Source organism: Kitasatospora sp. NBC_00374, from assembly GCF_041434935.1.
GTDB lineage: Bacteria > Actinomycetota > Actinomycetes > Streptomycetales > Streptomycetaceae > Kitasatospora.
In genome coordinates this window covers 159,932-176,855 of record NZ_CP107965.1, presented here as the reverse complement: position 1 = coordinate 176,855, position 16,924 = coordinate 159,932, and the positions used below count along the sequence as shown (strand labels likewise).

The 16,924-nt window shown below is 71.7% G+C and carries 12 protein-coding genes; 9 read left to right on the top strand and 3 right to left on the bottom strand.

Translation table 11 applies throughout. The features are described 5' to 3' along the window. Window positions 1–25: 25 nt before the first annotated feature. Window positions 26–454 (top strand): hypothetical protein, encoded by a 429-nt coding sequence (locus OG871_RS40305; protein ID WP_331727392.1) that lies wholly within the window; start codon window positions 26–28, stop codon window positions 452–454. Window positions 455–621: 167 nt separating this feature from the next. On the opposite strand, the gene OG871_RS40300 is transcribed toward OG871_RS40305, so the two are convergent. The 3 genes from OG871_RS40300 to OG871_RS40290 all read right to left on the bottom strand — a co-directional run bounded on the left by OG871_RS40300 (window position 622) and on the right by OG871_RS40290 (window position 3,326). Further along, window positions 622–879 (bottom strand): hypothetical protein, encoded by a 258-nt coding sequence (locus OG871_RS40300; protein ID WP_331727391.1) that lies wholly within the window; start codon window positions 877–879, stop codon window positions 622–624. Between the two features lie 183 nt (window positions 880–1,062). Further along, window positions 1,063–2,772: a hypothetical protein gene (locus OG871_RS40295; protein WP_331727390.1), complete on the bottom strand. Its 1,710-nt coding sequence runs from the start codon at window positions 2,770–2,772 to the stop codon at window positions 1,063–1,065. After that, complete coding sequence (locus OG871_RS40290) at window positions 2,772–3,326, bottom strand: hypothetical protein (protein ID WP_331727389.1); 555 nt, start codon at window positions 3,324–3,326, stop codon at window positions 2,772–2,774. Before OG871_RS40290 ends, OG871_RS40295 begins: the two co-directional genes overlap by 1 nt. Before the next feature lie 928 nt (window positions 3,327–4,254). Between OG871_RS40290 and OG871_RS40285 the strand changes: the two genes are divergently transcribed. Genes OG871_RS40285 through OG871_RS40250 form a run of 8 tightly spaced genes read left to right on the top strand, consistent with a single transcriptional unit; the run spans window position 4,255 to window position 16,473 of the window. Then, window positions 4,255–5,337: a hypothetical protein gene (locus OG871_RS40285; RefSeq protein ID WP_331727388.1), complete on the top strand. Its 1,083-nt coding sequence runs from the start codon at window positions 4,255–4,257 to the stop codon at window positions 5,335–5,337. After that, window positions 5,334–5,672 (top strand): hypothetical protein, encoded by a 339-nt coding sequence (locus OG871_RS40280; RefSeq protein ID WP_331727387.1) that lies wholly within the window; start codon window positions 5,334–5,336, stop codon window positions 5,670–5,672. Before OG871_RS40285 ends, OG871_RS40280 begins: the two co-directional genes overlap by 4 nt. Next, window positions 5,669–6,277: a hypothetical protein gene (locus OG871_RS40275; RefSeq protein WP_331727386.1), complete on the top strand. Its 609-nt coding sequence runs from the start codon at window positions 5,669–5,671 to the stop codon at window positions 6,275–6,277. Before OG871_RS40280 ends, OG871_RS40275 begins: the two co-directional genes overlap by 4 nt. Then, window positions 6,274–8,868, top strand: coding sequence for an ATP-binding protein (locus OG871_RS40270; protein WP_331727385.1), 2,595 nt, complete (start codon window positions 6,274–6,276; stop codon window positions 8,866–8,868). Before OG871_RS40275 ends, OG871_RS40270 begins: the two co-directional genes overlap by 4 nt. Then, window positions 8,865–11,894: a hypothetical protein gene (locus tag OG871_RS40265; protein ID WP_331727384.1), complete on the top strand. Its 3,030-nt coding sequence runs from the start codon at window positions 8,865–8,867 to the stop codon at window positions 11,892–11,894. Before OG871_RS40270 ends, OG871_RS40265 begins: the two co-directional genes overlap by 4 nt. Before the next feature lie 5 nt (window positions 11,895–11,899). Continuing rightward, window positions 11,900–12,997, top strand: a complete 1,098-nt coding sequence (locus OG871_RS40260) for a C40 family peptidase (RefSeq protein ID WP_331727383.1) — start codon at window positions 11,900–11,902, stop codon at window positions 12,995–12,997. A gap of 15 nt (window positions 12,998–13,012) precedes the next feature. Further along, window positions 13,013–13,657: a hypothetical protein gene (locus tag OG871_RS40255; RefSeq protein WP_371503561.1), complete on the top strand. Its 645-nt coding sequence runs from the start codon at window positions 13,013–13,015 to the stop codon at window positions 13,655–13,657. Further along, the gene (locus OG871_RS40250) at window positions 13,654–16,473 is read left to right on the top strand and encodes an ATP/GTP-binding protein (RefSeq protein ID WP_331727381.1); all 2,820 of its coding nucleotides are present in this window, start codon (window positions 13,654–13,656) and stop codon (window positions 16,471–16,473) included. The genes OG871_RS40255 and OG871_RS40250 overlap by 4 nt, the downstream gene beginning before the upstream one ends. The last annotated feature ends 451 nt before the right edge of the window (window positions 16,474–16,924 follow it).

Below are 16,924 nucleotides of genomic sequence, written 5' to 3'. Positions count from 1 at the left end.
CCGAACCGCCCCGATTGGAGAAGCCATGCCCCAGGCCCTGCAGATCGAGACCGACGGCAGTGTCGAGACCTTCGCCCTGCCCGATGACCGCACCACCCGCGACCAGTCGCTGAAAGCCCGCCTGTCGGGGACGCCCGACCCGGGCTACTACCACCGGCGGGCGACCATGTGGGTCCACGACAACGGCCACCGCGAGCAGTTCCAGGGCAACCTGGTCGCCACCGCACTCGCGTGCGCCTGGCGCGGCCTGGACATCACCTACGACGCCACCTACTTCCTGCCCGGACGGGTCGTCGTCACCTGCAACGAGGCAGACCTGGACCTCGCCCCCGAGCTCATCGAGGAGGTCCACGCCGTCGCGGCCGCCGTCCGCAAGCTGCTCACCGGCGGTGCCCCGGTCGCGTGGGGCGACGTCGTCGCCGTCTCGGGCACCGCCCGCCAGCAGGCCGGCTAGGCCAGCCCGACACACCAGCTTGAAAGGGCCCGGTGGTCCCTCCCCAGAGCGCTTGGGGAGGGACCACCGGGCCCTTTCGTCGTTGCGGTCCAGGGTCTTCACCTGCCCCGCGCGCCGGCCGACATTGTCGGACATCCGCTCCGCCCGGCCGCCGAGCGCATCCGGCATCAGCCCGGATGTACCGTGATGATCAGCGAGTAGGGCGGAATGCTGTCCTGCGCCTCGTGGAGTCGGACAGCCCGGATCACGTAAGGGTCCGTCAGCTCTTCGTTGGCTGAGGACCACTGCGCCAGAGCAGCGATCGCCTCCCCCTGCGTCTGCCCACCGAATCTGAGCGACGTCTCACGCCAGGCGTCCCCGTTCGACACTGCGGCGGCAAACGACTCGACCGCCCGAAACTCGTGCTCGAACCGCTCATCAGCCACGCGCTGCCTCCTGCGTCAAAGGCCGGTAGTGATCCGGCCCGGCCCCGGAACCCTTGGAGCCCGGGCCAACCCTACCGAAGCCCTGCGGGCCGACAGCCCCGGCCGCCCACCCCCGGTGCCGAGCGCCGGCAGGTGGGCCGGGGCCCAGCCGGTTCACGAAGGGAAGACCAAGGGCGCCGGTGATCAGCGACCCAGTGCTCGCTGAAGGTCGTCCAGGCAGTCGGGGCACATCGGCAGGGGCGGCGGCGTCCCGAGGCCCGGGCGGCCGCACACTCCCGTGCCGAAACCTCCCGGCCCGGGTGCCTCGCACCTCCAGGTGGCCTTCGCGTTGTGGCTGCGGTCAGCAGAGCCTGCCGAAGGCCGCTTCCCCGACCGTCCGCCGGAGCCGGCGGCCGCCGCGGTCTGCGCCTCCAGGTGGCGGCGGGCCCGGTCCGCCTCCCGCTCTGCCGCGCGCAGCCCGCAGGCCTGGCACTCCTCGCCCGACCCGAGGATGAGGCCGCGCTCGCAGTCGGGGCGCTCGCAGTCCTGCCCGCTCAAGACCGTGGCGAGGTAGCCGACCGGTCCGCGGATCTCGCCGCTGGCGACCCGCTCCGGGGCCCCGGCCCGCCACCAGCCCGCGTTGATCCGGGCGAGCGCGTGCTCGGTGGTGCGGCCGGCGGACAGCAAGTCGCGTACCGCCCGGCGCAGCGGAGGCACTCGCAGGGCCGGGTGCTTGCTGACCCCGAGGGCGTCGATGGCCGCGAAGACGATCTCCTCACCGGGGACGGGTCGCGACGGTGCGGTGCGGATGGTCGTGGTGCGAGTCTTCTTGGTCCGGTCGGCGGCGGAGCCGCCCTTGCCGGCCGGCTTGGCGGCGCGGGCCGCGCGCGGCTCGCGCGCCTTACCACCTGAAGATGCCCTTCGGGCGTCCGGAAGGAGCTCGCCGCCACGGTTCTCACTACTTCTATTAGAGATGTCCGGCTGGTGGGGAGACCCCTGTCCGGCTGATGGGTAGACCCCCGTCCGCGTGGTGGGGAGACCCCCGTCCGGCTGATGGGTAGACCCCCCGATGAACTGGGCGATCTCACGGTCTTCCCGGGCGGCTGCGCGGGCCCGCCAGAGCCGGCCGTCCAGGAGGGCGTAGCTGGAGGCGAGGCGGCCGCCGCCCTCGTGGTCGGGGGCGTACTGGTCCCGCGTCACCAGGAGGCCGTCGGCTCGCATCTGGGCCAGGGCGTCGGTGACGGCGGTGCGGCCGAGGCCGGTGCAGGCCATGAGTTCGCGGATCGTCGGCGGGCGCTCGGTGATGGCCCGGCTGTTCAGGTTCACGAAGGAGGCGACCGCGGCGTAGACGGCCTTGTAGTTCGGGGAGCGGCCGCCGAAGCAGGCGATGCGGGCATCCAGCTTGATGAAGTCGATGCCGGGGGTGCGCAGCACCCGGGGCACCGGCCGGCCGTCGGCTCCGAGGAGGGGTGTCGGCGGCGTCGGGTTGGAGGCGCGTTCGAGGACCTGGCGGGCCCAGCGTTCGCGGTCGGTCAGGCGGTAGAGGTTCGCGTCGGGGGCGCCGGGGTGGTCGGGGTTCTGCTGGGGCTGGACGAGCAGGAAGTCACGGCCGACCAGGTCGACGACGGCTCGGTCGAAGGTGTTCGCGGATCGGCCCATGCAGGCGGCGATCGTCTTTCGGTAGGGCAGCATGGCGGAGCGGACCTCGGTCGACCAGCCGGCCACGGACTCGGCGGTGAGCGTGATGTGGAGCTCCATGTCGGCGAACGCGGCCAGGGCCATGTACGCGGCCTTGCTCGCTGACGGGCAGGAGGGGTCGCGGGCGATCCGGACGTCGAACTCGATGTAGTCCAGTCCGTTGCAGGACAGGAGACCGTCTGCTCCGGTGGAGAGCTGGGTGAGGAAGTCGGTCATCAGTTCACCGCCGCGGCGAAACCGGCGGGCGAGGGGACGTACACGCTGGCCTGGTCCGGGTTGGCCGGGGCGCTGAGGAGGATCTCGGCGAGCAGGTCCCAGGCATAGCGGGCGTATGGGTGGTCTGCGCCGAAGTACTTCGTGGCGTCGTCAATGAGGCCGGTGACCCGGCGGCGGGCGATGTCGGTGCGGCCCTCTGTGAGGGCGGTGCGAGCCCCGTCGTACTTGCAGCGGAACCAGTCCGGCGGCACCGGCGGGTAGGTCGGCCGTGGCGGTGCAGAGGTCTTCGGTGCAGGTGGGGTGTTCTTCGGCCCTGCTCGGTGGGCCCCGCGCGGCCGGGGTGCGCGGAGCTCACGGACCGCACGGAGCACAAGTGGGACCGGCCAGAGCGCGAGGAGGAACAGCCAGGCTGCCGTGACTGCGGACCTTCCCTCGGCGTCTCGTCCGTTGCGAAACCACGCTTGCGTGATCCCGGTGGTCGACAGAGCACCCAGGCCGGCCGAGAGGTAGGCCGCGGTTGCCAGAGCAGGGGCGGCGTTCGGCAGGGTGGTCATGGTGGCTCCTCGGGTCGTGCGGGGATCGACGACAGAGGTAATCCCGCGACCCTTGGTGGACCCCTTGGTGCTCGGGCCGTCGTAGGTAACGGCTTCACAACTGTCGAGATCAAGGGGTCCGGGCACCTTGGAGACCGGTCCGGGCCAACGTTGGTGACGGTCCGGCGGACGCGTGCGCAGAGATGCCGATCCTGGTTCGGCTCCGGTTCTGCGCATGCGCAGAACCGGAGCCGGGGCCGAGACGTTGCGCATGCGCAGAGGCCGGGGATTGCGCATGCGCAGACGAACACCTGTGCGCATGCGCATCGCGGGGGCGCCGCGCATTCCATCGGATGATCTTGCGCAGGGTCAGGCCCGGTGGCCCGGTTCGCGCTCTGCGTGGGCGGCCCGCTCACCCGCCGTCCGGCTCTGCGGCCGGCGGTCGCTGGCGGTGCTGCGCGGCGGCGGTACTTGCGCTGGTGGCAGGCACAGGCCTGTGAGCGGCGGTCGCCAAGGTCTGCGCACGGGCGCTGGGGCGGCTTCCAAGGTGGGCGGGCGCGGCGGCGGGCGGCTACCAAGGTTCACCGGACGGGCGCGGGGTGGCCGCCAAGGTTGGCGGGCTCGCCCGGGATGGCCACCAAGGTTGGCGGGCTCCGCCTGGGGGGCCGCCACCAAGGTTTCGGGGGCTGCCGGCGCCCGGTCTCCAAGGTTTTCCGGCGGGCCCGGCCCCCGGTCTCCAAGGTTGGCGCCGACCGGTGCCGTGGCGGCACCAAGGTATCCGCGCAGGTCTCCAAGGAATCCTTGGAAGCCGCAAAACCGCAGGTCAATGCATTGGTGAGGGCCGTTGCGGAGGTGTTATCCCAGAGCCTGCGATCACCAAGGTTTCCACCAAGGGTCGCGGGCTTTCCTCGGTCATCAGCTGATCCGCTGACGACCAAGGAGCCCTTTCGTGAGTCCTCTCTCCACCCGGCGCGACCGAGCGCCGGCCCCGTCCCTGATTGCCGACGGAGGTGAACTTCGCCGGGCCCGGGTCTGGACGGCCGTCCTTCGTACTGGCGCCCTGGTCGCGCTGGCGGCTGGCCCGATCGCCTTCGCGGTGGCACTGCTGGGCGTCCAGAGCACGGCCGCGGCCCCCGCCTCCGCACCCGCCGCCCCCTCGGCGATCGCACCGCCGACCGGCTACGCCGAAGCCTTCGTCGACCTGTGGCTGCGCAGCTCGCCGGCCGACACCACCACCAATGCGCTGCGCCTGATGGCGCCCGGCGTGAGCCTGCCGCAGCCGAAGAGCGCTGCGCGCCTCACGGTCCAGAAGTCCATCGCCGTGCGCAGCCAGCCGATGGGCGGGCGTACCTGGCAGGTGACGGTGGCGGCCACCGTCGTCGTCCCGCCGAGCGATGCGCAGAGCGGCCAGCCGGGCGCGGGTGCTGCGCAGAGTTCTGCGCAGCCGTCTGCGCAGAACTCTGCGCAGGGCCGCGGCACCCAGGCCGGGTCGGTCGAGGTCCGCTACTACGCGGTCCAGGTGTCGATGACCCGCGCAGCCGGGTCGGGCGGTGCTCCGGACGCGCTCGTGGTGTCGGCGGCCCCGGCTCAGGTGGCGCCTCCCGCCACGATCGCGGACCCGGACCCGGCGGTGCCGGTGTACGGCTCGCAGGTCGGTGACGGACCTTTGCGGGAGACGATCTCCGGCTACCTGGGCGCCTACCTGACGGGCGTTGGGGACAGCTCCCGCTACGTCTCGCCCGGGGTGAAGATCCCCGCACCGGGGGCGACCTACACCCAGGTCACCCTCAAGGCCCTGTCGACGACGTCCGCCGTCCCGTCCTCACCAGCGGACGGCACGGTCCTCCAGGCGGAAGCCGTGGTCCAGGCATCCGACGCCACGGGCGAGTGGCCGCTGTCCTACCCGCTGGCCCTGACCGCTCGGGCCGGGCGCTGGGAGATCACCGCGCTGGCCCCCACCTCCTCCCTCCTTCCCGGCACGAGCACCAAGTCGTCGCCGGCTTCCTCCGACTCGAACGGGGTACGGCGATGACGCAGACGCAGCTGGCTGGACCGCTCCAGAACTTCGGCAACTCCTGGGCGGGCACGCTCATGGGCTGGGTGGCGAGCGGCCTCATGATCGGCCTGACGGCGATCGTCATCGTCCATGCCGTCAGGAAGATGAGCATCAAGTCGGCGATCGGCGGGGCCATCGGCCTGGTGATCGTCTGGAGTCTGTTCGCCAACCGGCTCTCCTTCTCCGACCTGTTCCGGACCGAGGTCAGCGAGAACAAGACGCCGGCCACCGCTCCCTACCAGGGTGCGGGCGAGCTCTCCCGTGAACTCCCCTCGGGGGCCTTCACCGGACAGCTGGGCAAGACGGCGTGAGCAGCGCCGCGCGTTCCCGGATCGGCCGCTCGTACACCAAGGCCAGAAGGCATCCCTGGGTTCTGGGCAAGATCGGCGACTGGCGCATTCCCATGGGGCCGTACACGCCGCCGCAGCTCGTGGTGGCCGCCCTCGGAGCGTACGTCCTGGTCAAGACGGCGACCTGGTGGGCGCCGCTGCTCGGCCCACTGCCGGTGCTGGCGTGGGCGGTGGCGATCTGGGCCGCGCGGCACTCACGGATCGCCGGCCGGTCCCCGTTCCTGGTGGTCGCCGACGCCCTGTCGCTGGCCGTCTCCCCGCGCGCGGGCCAGATCGGCGGCCAGGCGGTGCGCCCGGTGAGGCCTGTCCTCCTCACCGGCGCCACCTTCACCTTCGAGAACGCCGTCGAGGACCAGGCCCCGGCCGCCGAAGCTGCCGCCGTCCAAGCCGAAGTCCACGGGTACGTGGAGCCGGTTCGCACCCTCAGCTTCTTCGAGCCCCGCGAGCCCGCCCCTGCACCGCAGCCGATCGCTCCGGCCGCCACGGCGCCGGCGCTCACCCCGCTCCAGCAGATGCTCGCCGCCGCCGCGGCCATCAACTCCGCCCAGAAGGGAGACCCACGATGAGGGTCGCAGCTTTCCGTCACATCTCCGGCCACCTGCTGTGGTCGACCGCCGGGCCGGTCTGGGCGGTCTGGCGCGTGACCCCCGTCGGTTCCCGCTACGCCTCCGAGCTGGAACGCCAGGAGGTCCTGCGCCGGGTCACCAGCCTGGTGCGCTCCCTGTCCGGCAACGCCCGCCTGTACAGCCTGTGCGCCCGGGTCGAGCCCAGCGAGGTCTTCGACCAGGTCGCCGCCGACATCGACCTGGATGCCAACCCCGGCACGCGCGAGAGCGCAATCGCCGCCGCCGAGATGGTGCAGGACTACGCGATGCACCGGCGCACCCTGTGGCTGGCCCTGCCGCTCCAGGCGCCCGGCCGGGCCGCCCAGCTCACCCAGGCCGGCGGCTCCCTGTGGGCGACCCTCGGCGAGCAGGTCGGTCTGCCCGTCGCCCCCGTCCCGATCAGCGAGGTTCAGCTATATAGGGGAGTGGCCCGGCAGATCGAGGCCGGCTTCGGCGGTGGACTGCAGCTGCGCCAGGCCCGTCCGGCCGAGATCGTCTGGATCCACCAGCACGCCGTCCACCGCGGCCAGGCCGAGCCGCTGCTGACCGAGGCCGAGCACAGCCGCCGCTTCGCGGGGAAGGTCGTCGGCGCCCAGCTGCGCAGCCCCGGCTACGCGAGTCTGAGTCAGGCGCGGCTGCTGGAGGGCGGGCAGGGGCCGGGCACCCGCACGGAGTCTGAGGGGGGAATGCGCAACTGGTTCTCCTCGCGGTTCGACGGCGGGGCGCTCTCGAAGCTCTGGTTGCAGGTGGAGACCCCCGAGGGCGTCGGCTACCAGGCGCACCTGGCTCTGGAGGAGATTCCGGAGGCCGTCGCGGAGGGGTCCGCCGACATCCTGGCGCAGCTGGAGCTGCTGCCCTACCCGGTGGACGCGGTGGTCGACCTGACGCTGGTGGACTCGGCGCGGGCGAAGCGGGCGATCGCGAAGAAGAAGGCAGAACTCTCGGACCAGGCGGACCAGTGGGCTGCCCACCCGACCGGTACGCCGGACTCGCTGCACGGCGCCGCCGAGATTTTGGGCGAGCAGGAGGCCCGGCTCGGGCGCACGAGTGTGGAGCTGGAGGTCCAGTCCCGCACGGTGCTGACGGTGTGGGGGTCCAGCGCGCAGGAGTGCGACGACTGGGCGCGGGATCTGAAGGCCCGGCTCGGTGGCGCGGACTACCGGGCAATCCGGCCGCGCGGTGGCCAGGTTCGGATGTTCCAGTTCGGGCTGCCGGGTGCGGGGCCGGCGCTGCGGGCGCGGGAGTGCACGCAGTTCCAGTTGTCGGAGGACTGGGCGATGACCGGGCCGCTGACGGTCGGCGAGGTCGGCGATGACACCGGGCCGATGCTTGGCCGCTCGCTGGACTGCGGCACGTTTCGGCCGGTGTTCCTGGACCTGGCGTCCGCGCCGGCGAGCAACATCGCCGCGAGCCTGGCGGTCCTCGGCGACCTGGGCAGCGGAAAGTCGGTTCTATTGAAGATGATCATGGCTGCCCTGGTCGATCGGGGGCACCGGGCGATCGTCATCGACCGGACCAACAACCGTGAGTACGCCTCCTTCGCCCGCTCGGCCGCGCCGGGGCGTCACCAGGTCATCGACGCAGCCGACGCGACGATCAGCATCGACCCGCTGCGGGTGCTCCCAGCCGCGCAGGGCGAGGCCGCCGCGCTCAGCTACCTGCTGCTGCAGACCCAGATGGAGGCCATGTCGCCGGGCGGAGCGGTGCTGAGCCGGGCGGTCAAGGCGGCCGCCGCCGCGCGGAACCCGCACATGGGCCTGGTCCTTCAGGAGCTGCAGGCGATCGCCACCGAAGGCGGCAACCGCGGCGAGGCGGCGGCCGACGCCCTCGACCTGCTCGGCACGGTGGCCGACGCCCGCCTGGCCCGCATGGTGTTCGACCCCTCGCTGCCCGCCCTGAGCATGTCGGCCCTGACCGCCGACTTGGTCGTCTTCACCACCAACGGCCTCACCCTTCCTCCGAAGGAGGCGCTGGGCCGGCCGGAGGTGCTGCGCACCCAGCCGCTGGAGGCGCTGATCGGCCGGGCGGTGCTCTACCTGATCGCCGCGATCAGCCGCCACATCGCGTTCTCGGACCTGCACCGGTTCGCTGCCGTGATCTTCGACGAGGTGTACTGGCTGACTTCCAGCGCCGAGGGCAGCGCGTTGATCAGCGAGTTGGCGCACGACGGTAGGAAGCACAACGCGGGCTGGTGCGCCGGCGGTCACGACGCGCTCGACCTGGGCGACGAGACGATCCGGGGCCTGATCGTGCAGCGGGTGCTGGCCCGTACCGGCGACGAGGCGATGGCCCGGCGTGGCCTGGCGTTCCTGGGTCTGCCTGACGACGACGAGTCACTGATCCAGCTGGTCAAGGCCGAGCTGTCGCCGCGCGGCAACGCGAACCGGGCGGGCGAGATGCTCCTGCGCGACACCCGCGGCCGGATCGGTCTGGTCAAGGTCTTGGTCCCGGAGCACCTGCCCAAGTACAGCGCCATCTTCACCACTCCCGTCAGCAAGCGCCCGGCCGCCGGCCGCGGCGCGCAGCAGCCCATGAAGGTGGCCGTGCGATGACGATCCGTCCATTTCCCAAGGCTGTGGCCCGGGTGGCCGAGGTGGTCGTGCCGCGTGCCCGGCGGGCGGGCGCGGTCTGGCGGAGCCTTCGTGCGGTCGCGGCCCTGTACTGGCCGGGCCGGCGCACGGTGCTGATGACGCTGGGGATGACCTACCTGTTCATGGTCGCCGGCACCGAGTCAGCGTTCGCCGCGGACGGCGAGCGGGGCGGCGTGCTGGCACCCCTGAACGTCTTGTCGTCCGAGGGGGTCCCGCTGGACAACTATGACCTCAAGTCGGAGAACGGCGGCACCACCGACATCCGCAGCCACGTGTGCAACCTGCTGCTGGGGGCGGGGTTCGCACTCGTGCGGCTGCTGGTGGGCTTCATGTGCTGGGTCGTGCAGTGGATCTGGAACTTCCCGATCGTCAGCACGCTGATCGGCACCGCCAACCACCTCCACTACGAGTTCTTCCAGATCATGGCCAACGACCTGAGCCTCTACGGCCTGTTCCTCGCCGCCGGGGTCGCGTTCGGCGGGCTGCTGATGATGCGCGGCAAGGTGGGGCGCGGCGCCGGCGAGATGCTGATCACCCTGATGCTGTCGGCGCTGGTGCTGATGCCCGCGCTGACTCCCCGCTCGGTGCTCGGCGAGCAGGGCCCGGTCGTGCAGGCGCAGCAGGCGGCACACCAGGCCGGGCAGCTTGCGGCCGGTGTCAACGGTCCCGATCCGGGCTGCACCTCCGACAAGGACAAGAGCGACCCGTCGTGCCCGATGCGGATGATGCTGACGCGCACCCTCGTGGTGCAGCCGTATCAGCTTCTGCAGTACGGGATCATCCCGAGTCCCGACTCCACCAACCAGCGTGAGAAGGAGCTCGCGGACGTCCACTACCGGTGGATTCACGGCGAGATCAAGGGCAAGGACGATTCCGACTGCGGGATCAGCTGGATGCCGGGCAGCGATGTGGCCTGCCCGAAGACGTCGTCGTGGGACGAGCTGAAGAACGAGTTGAAGCGTCATGGCAACGAGGGGAAGGCGGCCTACAACTTCGCGGTGGACAGCAACTGGGACCGGGTGGGCGGCGTCGCGTTGGTGCTGCTGGCGGTCCTGCTGATCGCGATAGTGGTGGTCGGCATGGCGCTGGTGCACATCGGCTGCCAGTTCGCGGACGTGATCGCCGCTTCGCTGACGGCCCCGGCCGGGATCTGGGCGATGCTGCCCGGCGGCAACCGGGCTGCCTTGTGGAAGTGGCTGGGTATCTTCCTTACCTCGGTGGTCACCGAGCTCGCGGTGTCGGTGATGCTGCCGATGTTCGCCCTCGGGGCGAACGGCATCCTGACCAGTCCTCAGAACACCGTCATGATCCAGCGGTTGCTGATCCTGGACGGGTTCGCGGTGGTGCTCCTGGTCTTCCACCGCCGGGTGTTCGCCGCGGCCGGGCAGCTGGGCGACCGGTTCGCCAACCGCATGAGGTTCGCGCGTATCGGCGGCACGTTGTTCATGGGCGAGAACACCGGCCTGGGCCTGGCCATGTCGCAGGCGCTGGGGAACATGGGGCAGGGCGGGTCCGGCGGCGGCTACGGCGGGCTGCGCGGCGGGCTCGGTCTCGGAGGCGGGCTGGGCGGCGGCATCGGCGGGCACTCCGCGCTGCTGCGCAAGGCACGGATCGCCGAGGGCCTGTCCGCGCTCGCGGACCCGGGGCTCGGCAAGATGAACGCCGCCGGGATGGCGGCCGGGGCGTACGGGGAGTTCCGGCGCGGCATGGCCATGCTGTCCCTGCCGGTGCGGGCGGCCCACCAGCTCGCGGCCGGCAACCCGTTGCCGCCGCACAAGCTGGCCCGCCGGCTCAAGCCGGTCGGGACGGTCGGTCCCTTCGGCGGCCCCCTGCCCCCGCATGGCGGGCTTGGCGGCCCGCACGGTCCGGGCGGTCCGGGTGGTGTGGGTGGTCCCGGCCGTGGAGGCCGTCCCGGAGGGCCCGGTGGTCAGCCGAATCCGCCCGGTCCGACCACCACCACCGCCGGGCGCCGGGTGCTGATGCCGCGCAGCGGCGTGACGCCGCTCGGGCACACCGTGCACAACCGCTTGCTGAACACACGGGCCGGGCGCCTGGCACTGCTAGCGGGCAAGGCCGGCAAGCTCGGCTGGAACGTGACCGGCGGGGCTCCGGCCACGCTGACGCGGCTCAACCGGGCCGGGGGCGTCCTGCGGGACCACGCCGGGATGCAGTGGCAGCACTACTCGAACGTCCGAAAGTCGTGGTGGGCGGACGAGAAGGCCGGGGCCCGCAAGGTGGGCCAGACAGCGAAGGGCGCCGTCAACACTGTCGCGGGCGCTGCCCGGCACCAGTACCTGCAGGCCGCGGTCATGGCCAACACCCACGTGGCGCCACTGATCGACGGCATGCGCAACGCCTACGAGTCCGCCCGGGACGGGGCCGCCGTCGGCTACGACCTGACCGTCGGCGACCCGTTCCAGGAGCCCAGCGGCCGGGCTGGCCATCACGACCCGGCCGACCACGGCCAGGTCTGGGAGCACGCGCAGGGCCGCAGCGCCGAGTACCCGTTCTTCGAGACGGAGCCGAGCGGGGCCGTCCTGCAGGGCGAGCAGGCCGGACCGGACCAGGTCGTCGTGCGCGCCGGGCGGGCGGACAGCGGTCCGGCTGACATCTGGGCCGCGCTGGGTCCGGACGTCGTGCCCGCTCCGGAACCGATCGCCGTGGTCGAGGACGAGCCGGAGATGGTCGTCGACCGCACCACGGGGGAAATCTTCCCGGCCCACCAGGTGCCGTCCGGGCCCGCCCCGGCGCCGCCCGCGCCTGCCGTCGAGGCCGGGGCCGTGGCCTCGGTGGATCCGGCGATGGACCCCTCCGTGCTGCGGCGGGTCAGCCCACGGCTGCTCGGGCCGACGGACCCGGCGCGCAGCTCTCTGGAGGCGTGGCGGATGCGCGCTCACCTCGGCCACCGGGACGCGGCAGGCGAGGCAGCCGGTGGTGAGCCGGGCGAGGGCACGGTCGGCGGGCCGGACGGAGGGCTGGACCTGTGAAGGTGATGAAGCACGTCCGCCGGATGGGCTGCCTGGGTGTGCTGCTGGTGCTGGGGATCGTCTCCTTGCCCGTCATCAGCATGATCGACAGTGCAGACCCTGGCAGCACCGCGCCGGTGGGGATGATCGGCGACATCCCCGGCCGGATGGTGCAGGCCTACGTGCGGGCGGCATCGGCAATGCCGCAGATGGCCCCGGCCTGCAAGGGCATGACGTGGCAGCTGCTCGCAGGCATCGGGAAGGTCGAATCGAACCACGCCGCCGGCCACCAGATCGACCCTGCCGGACTCATCACCCCGCCGATCATCGGCCCGGTCCTCAACGGCTCCGGCGCCGGAGGGAACACGACCGCGATCCGGGACACCGACGGGGGGAAGTGGGACGGCAACAGCGAGTACGACGCCGCCGTCGGCCCGATGCAGTTCCTCCCGTCGACGTTCGCGGGCTACTCGGGCCGGGTCCGCCCGGACGGCACCGGGAATCCGAACAACGCCGACGACGAGACGCTGGCCGCGGCGCTGTACCTGTGCGGCAACGGCCGGGACCTGACCGACATCGGCCAGCTGCGCCGAGCAGTACTGAGTTACAACACCTCCAACGCCTACGTGGACGACGTGCTGCGCTGGAGGGACCAGTACGCCGCGCTCGGCTCGCAGGAGCCGATCGGTGAGGTCTCGGACCAGGTTCGGAAGGTGATCGAGGCGGCCCGCAGCCAGATCGGCGTGCCGTACTCGTGGGGCGGCGGGGATGCCTCGGGTCCGACCACCGGTATCTGCTGCTCGCAAGGCGGGCAGGACGGCCGGAAGGTTCTGGGCTTCGACTGCTCCGGCCTGATGGTCTTCGCGTTCGCCAAGGTCGGCGTGAGCCTGCCGCGGGTCGCGGCCGACCAGGCCGGTGTCGGCCAGCGCATCCCTGCATCGGCTGGCGTCAGCGCCTTGAAGCCCGGCGACATGGTCTTTTTCGGCAACAGCACCGGGATTTATCACGTCGGACTCTACATAGGCGGCGGCCAAATGCTAAATGCTCCGAAACCGGGCGATTCCGTCAAACAGGCCGCGGTCTGGAATTACGACTACGCGGGCGGCGCCCGCCCCTTGAAATAGAGGAAATCATCCCAAATGACTACAAAGCGTGCATTCCTTCTTCCTCTCGCCGGTGCTGCTCTTCTGCTGGCGGCTGGCCTGGCGATGGTCGCCCCCGGCAGCAGCCACCCCGGCGCCGCCGCCTCCCCGGCTCCGGCCCCCAGCGTCGCGGCGGCTCCTCCCGCAGCAACCGTCCAGCCGCCGGTCACCACCGCCGCCCCGTCCCCTTCCGCCACCGGAACCCCGTCACCGAGCGCCGGGACGACCTCCTTCCCCGCGGCCGCGATGCCCTCTGGCGTCGCAGCCGCCGGGGACGGACCCCAGGGTGACGCCGCCATCCAGGCCGCCCTGACCGCGCAGTACCCCAGCGACCTCCCGGCCGGGACCGCCGACCAGCTGGCCGCGCTCGCGCGCGCCGTCTGGTCGGCCGAAACCACCGGCACGGGCCGCGAGCGGTGGCCGGGGTACTTCCCGCCCGTCCAGGGTGCGGGCGGCCGGCCCTACCTCTACACCGGGGTCCGCGTGCAGGCGGCGATCGCCCACACCGTCAAGGGCAGCGCGGACCGGGCGGCGGTCGACCTGCTGTGGGTGGGGACCTCCCCCACCGGCGAGTACGGCGACCACCGGCCCGCCACCGTCGTCTTCACCCGCGTCAACAACACCTGGGAGCCCCAGCGATGAGCACCACCGCCGACTCGTCGATGCCGCAGACGCTGGTGGACATCGCCGTCACGGCCTGGTCCTGGTCGACCGCGGCCGGCGGCTGGCTGGCCGACAACGGCGACCTGGTGCTGATGGCCGTCGTGCCGCCGGCCATCGCCGCGTTCGTGGTCCGCTACCGGATCCTGATGAAGACCCTGGCCGACCGGCAGCGTTTCATCCTCACTCCGACCCGCCGGTTCGACCCGACCCCCGAGGACATCTGGCGCCAGACGGCGGTGGTGCTGCGGGCGGCCGGCAAGGGCCCGTGGTGGGCTCCCCGGGCGGCGAAGCGGGTACGGGTGCGGCTTCGGGCCGACGGCAGCACCCCGCTGGAGTACAGCCTGGAAGCGCACGTCGATGCCGCCACCCTGTTGCGCGACAGCCGCTACCGCGAGGTCAGCGTGGCGAAGGCAGCGGCTGCCGACGACGCCTACGCCGCGCAGGTCCTTCGCGAGCGTGCCGAGAAGAAGGCGGAGAAGAAGGAGAGCCGCAAGGCCGCGAAGAAGACGAAGCAGACCGAGGGCGCGACCGGGAAGGAGAAGAAGCCCGAGCGCCTGCACGTGGTGCGCGCCGAGTTCGTGCTCCGGGGCCGCCCCTCGGCGGGGCTGCGCGAGGTCCCGTTGGAGCCGGACCCGCTCCAGCCGTTCATCGACGCCGTGACCGACATCCGCACGGAGCTGGGCGAGGTGGCGGAGGTCGTCCTCGACCTCCAGTCGGTGCCCGGCTGGCAGGTGAAGCTCCGTCAGTGGCAACTCCTGCACGAGGACCGCGAGCGGGAACGTACCCGGGCCCGCAAGGCCGCCGGACACGCCGCCACCGACGCAGCGGACGTCCAGGAGTCCTGGCGGTTCCAGCTGGCAACCCTGTTCGAGCCGTCGTCGCCCCGCAGGGCCCCGATGGTGCCCACTCCGCGCACCCAGCCGCTCAGCCCGGACAAGGCGCTGGGGCGCCTCGCCAACTCCCGTGGCCTGGTGCGGATCCAGGTCCTGGTGCGCTGCACCTCCACGATGGAAGGCCGCGCCCGCCAGCTGCTCGGCCAGCTGACCGCCGCCATGGACGTGTTCGGCGAAGGCAGCCGCCTCTCCCCGGACGCCGGCCGGTTCCTGTGGATGACCTGGTCCGCCGACAGCCGCCACCGGCGCGAGGCCTTCGACCGGCGGTGGACGACCGGTCAGGTCGCCCCCCGCAAACAGAACTGGGTGAACGTCTCCGAGCTGCAGGGGCTGCTCAAGCCCCCGACCGCGCACAGCGTCCTGCCTGTGCTCGCCTCCGAGCTGGCGGACTACGTGCCCGGCGAGGCCCTGGTCCCGCAGGGGTACCTGACGTACTCCGACGGCCGGCGACGCCTGATCGCCACGCAGGCCTCCGAGTTCCTGTTCGCGGTCAAGGTCGGCAAGTCCTTCTACGGCAAGACCGAGTTCGCGCTCGTCCAGGCGATCGCCCTGGCGCTCGCGGGCGAAGGCGTGCTGTTCGTCGACCCGCACGGCGACACCTGGAAGTCGGTGGCGCCCTACCTGGCCCACCCGGCCCTGGCCTCCCTGGTGTGCCGGATCGACCTGGCCCGGGCGGAAGACCCGGGGGCGGTCATCCCGGGCTGGAACATGATCGGAATGGACCGCGGCCAGAACCCGGCCCGGACCGTGACGGCCGCCGTCGACGCCCTGGCCACCGCACTGGGCTGGAGCGACTCCACCCACCCCCGGGCGGCCACCATCCTCACCAAGGCCATCGAGGCCCTGGTCACCTACAACCTCATGGCCGTCAATGCCAGCCGCGCGGACGCGCAGGCCACCCTGCTCCAGGTGCGCGCCCTGCTGACCGACAAGGCCGTCCAGCGCCCGATCCTCGACCTGCTGTCGGCCGACCAGCGGCGCTGGTGGGAGACGACGTTCGCCACCTACCCGCCGGACGTCCTCGCGCCGGTCACCAACCCCCTCGACCGGCTGTCCGCGAACCCGGTGACCCGGGCCTTCCTGGGCAACCCGACCGGCGCGTACGACATCCGCAAGGCCATGGACGAGGGCAAGATCGTATGGCTGTGCCTGGAGGGCACCGGTCCCAGCGACCGCCTGCTGATCTCAATGATCATGCAGGACCTGCTGCGGGACGGCCTCTCGCGCCGCGACACCCCCGAGGACGCCCGCCGGCCCTTCCACGTCTTCGCCGACGAACTCATCTCCCTCGACCCGGCCGGCGGTCCGACCTTCGCGAGCATCACCGAGCAGCTCCGGAAGTTCAAGGTCAGGCTCCACGTCATGGTGCAGCACCTGAACCGGGTGCAGCCCACCACCCGGGAGTCGCTCCTGCAGAACGCCTCCGTGGTGAGCACGACCGCCGGCGCCATGGCCGCGATCCGGGTGGTCACCGACGAGTGGCACGGCGCGGTCGACCCGGCCGCAGTCGCCGAGCTGAGCCGCTTCCAGCACTACGTGCAGGTCACAGCCAACGGCGCTCCGGTCGGGCCGCTGCGCGTCGAGGGTCCTCAGGTGAAGGAGGTCTTCAAGGCGTACTACAGCCCCAATCTCGTCGGCCGGATGACGGCCTCGGCGAACCGGGCGGTGCGGGCCGAGCCGACGGAGGAGCGGCTGCGCCGCGCGCGGGAGCAGGACGCGGTGGTGCTCGCGTTCCTCAGCCCGGAGGACGGTGGCGAGGCCTCGCCGCTGGGTGGTCAGGGCGTCCCCCAGCAGCCGGGCGGCGGTCCGGCCGTGGACCTGGTGAAAGCGGAGCCCGCCCGGCAGCGGCCGGGGCGGGGGCGGCCCGCTGCTGCGGCCAAACCGGTGAATCGGACGGAGTAGTGACGGCCCGGGCTGACGTCCAATCAGCCCGGGTCATCACCTGATACGGCATTAGCTACTTCTATGACTTTTGTTCGTTTTTGTGTCGCGACTATGCCAGCAGCACGAACGGAGTGGCCAAAATTATGCAGACAGCGACTCAAAAGTTTCGTATTGTGACGGGGCTGAAGCTCTGGGGCGAATGAGTACCGGGCGGTTCGGCCATATGTGCACGTCGCAATGGCCCCGATCGCCCGCCATCGCTACCGCGAGGCTGAGTAACGGGGGGCGGTTCTTACGTGTTAGGCACGTGGCACGGACATCGGAGCATACGCGGGTGACCGCAGGTCAGGGACCTGTAGCGGTCTCCTAGGCACGGCCCGGGCCGACACGTCGGCCCTTTGCTTTGTCATATCTGGGTCAAATTCGAATTCACGCCGGCTCACGCCGGATCGACGCGAGTTGGGCAGAG

Coding starts and splice junctions, on each gene's coding strand:
- OG871_RS40305 (WP_331727392.1), top strand. CDS start 26: ATGCCCCAGGCCCTGCAGATCGAGACCGACGGCAGTGTCGAGACCTTC.
- OG871_RS40295 (WP_331727390.1), bottom strand. CDS start 2,772: ATGACCGACTTCCTCACCCAGCTCTCCACCGGAGCAGACGGTCTCCTG.
- OG871_RS40290 (WP_331727389.1), bottom strand. CDS start 3,326: ATGACCACCCTGCCGAACGCCGCCCCTGCTCTGGCAACCGCGGCCTAC.
- OG871_RS40280 (WP_331727387.1), top strand. CDS start 5,334: ATGACGCAGACGCAGCTGGCTGGACCGCTCCAGAACTTCGGCAACTCC.
- OG871_RS40270 (WP_331727385.1), top strand. CDS start 6,274: ATGAGGGTCGCAGCTTTCCGTCACATCTCCGGCCACCTGCTGTGGTCG.
- OG871_RS40265 (WP_331727384.1), top strand. CDS start 8,865: ATGACGATCCGTCCATTTCCCAAGGCTGTGGCCCGGGTGGCCGAGGTG.
- OG871_RS40260 (WP_331727383.1), top strand. CDS start 11,900: ATGAAGCACGTCCGCCGGATGGGCTGCCTGGGTGTGCTGCTGGTGCTG.
- OG871_RS40255 (WP_371503561.1), top strand. CDS start 13,013: ATGACTACAAAGCGTGCATTCCTTCTTCCTCTCGCCGGTGCTGCTCTT.
- OG871_RS40250 (WP_331727381.1), top strand. CDS start 13,654: ATGAGCACCACCGCCGACTCGTCGATGCCGCAGACGCTGGTGGACATC.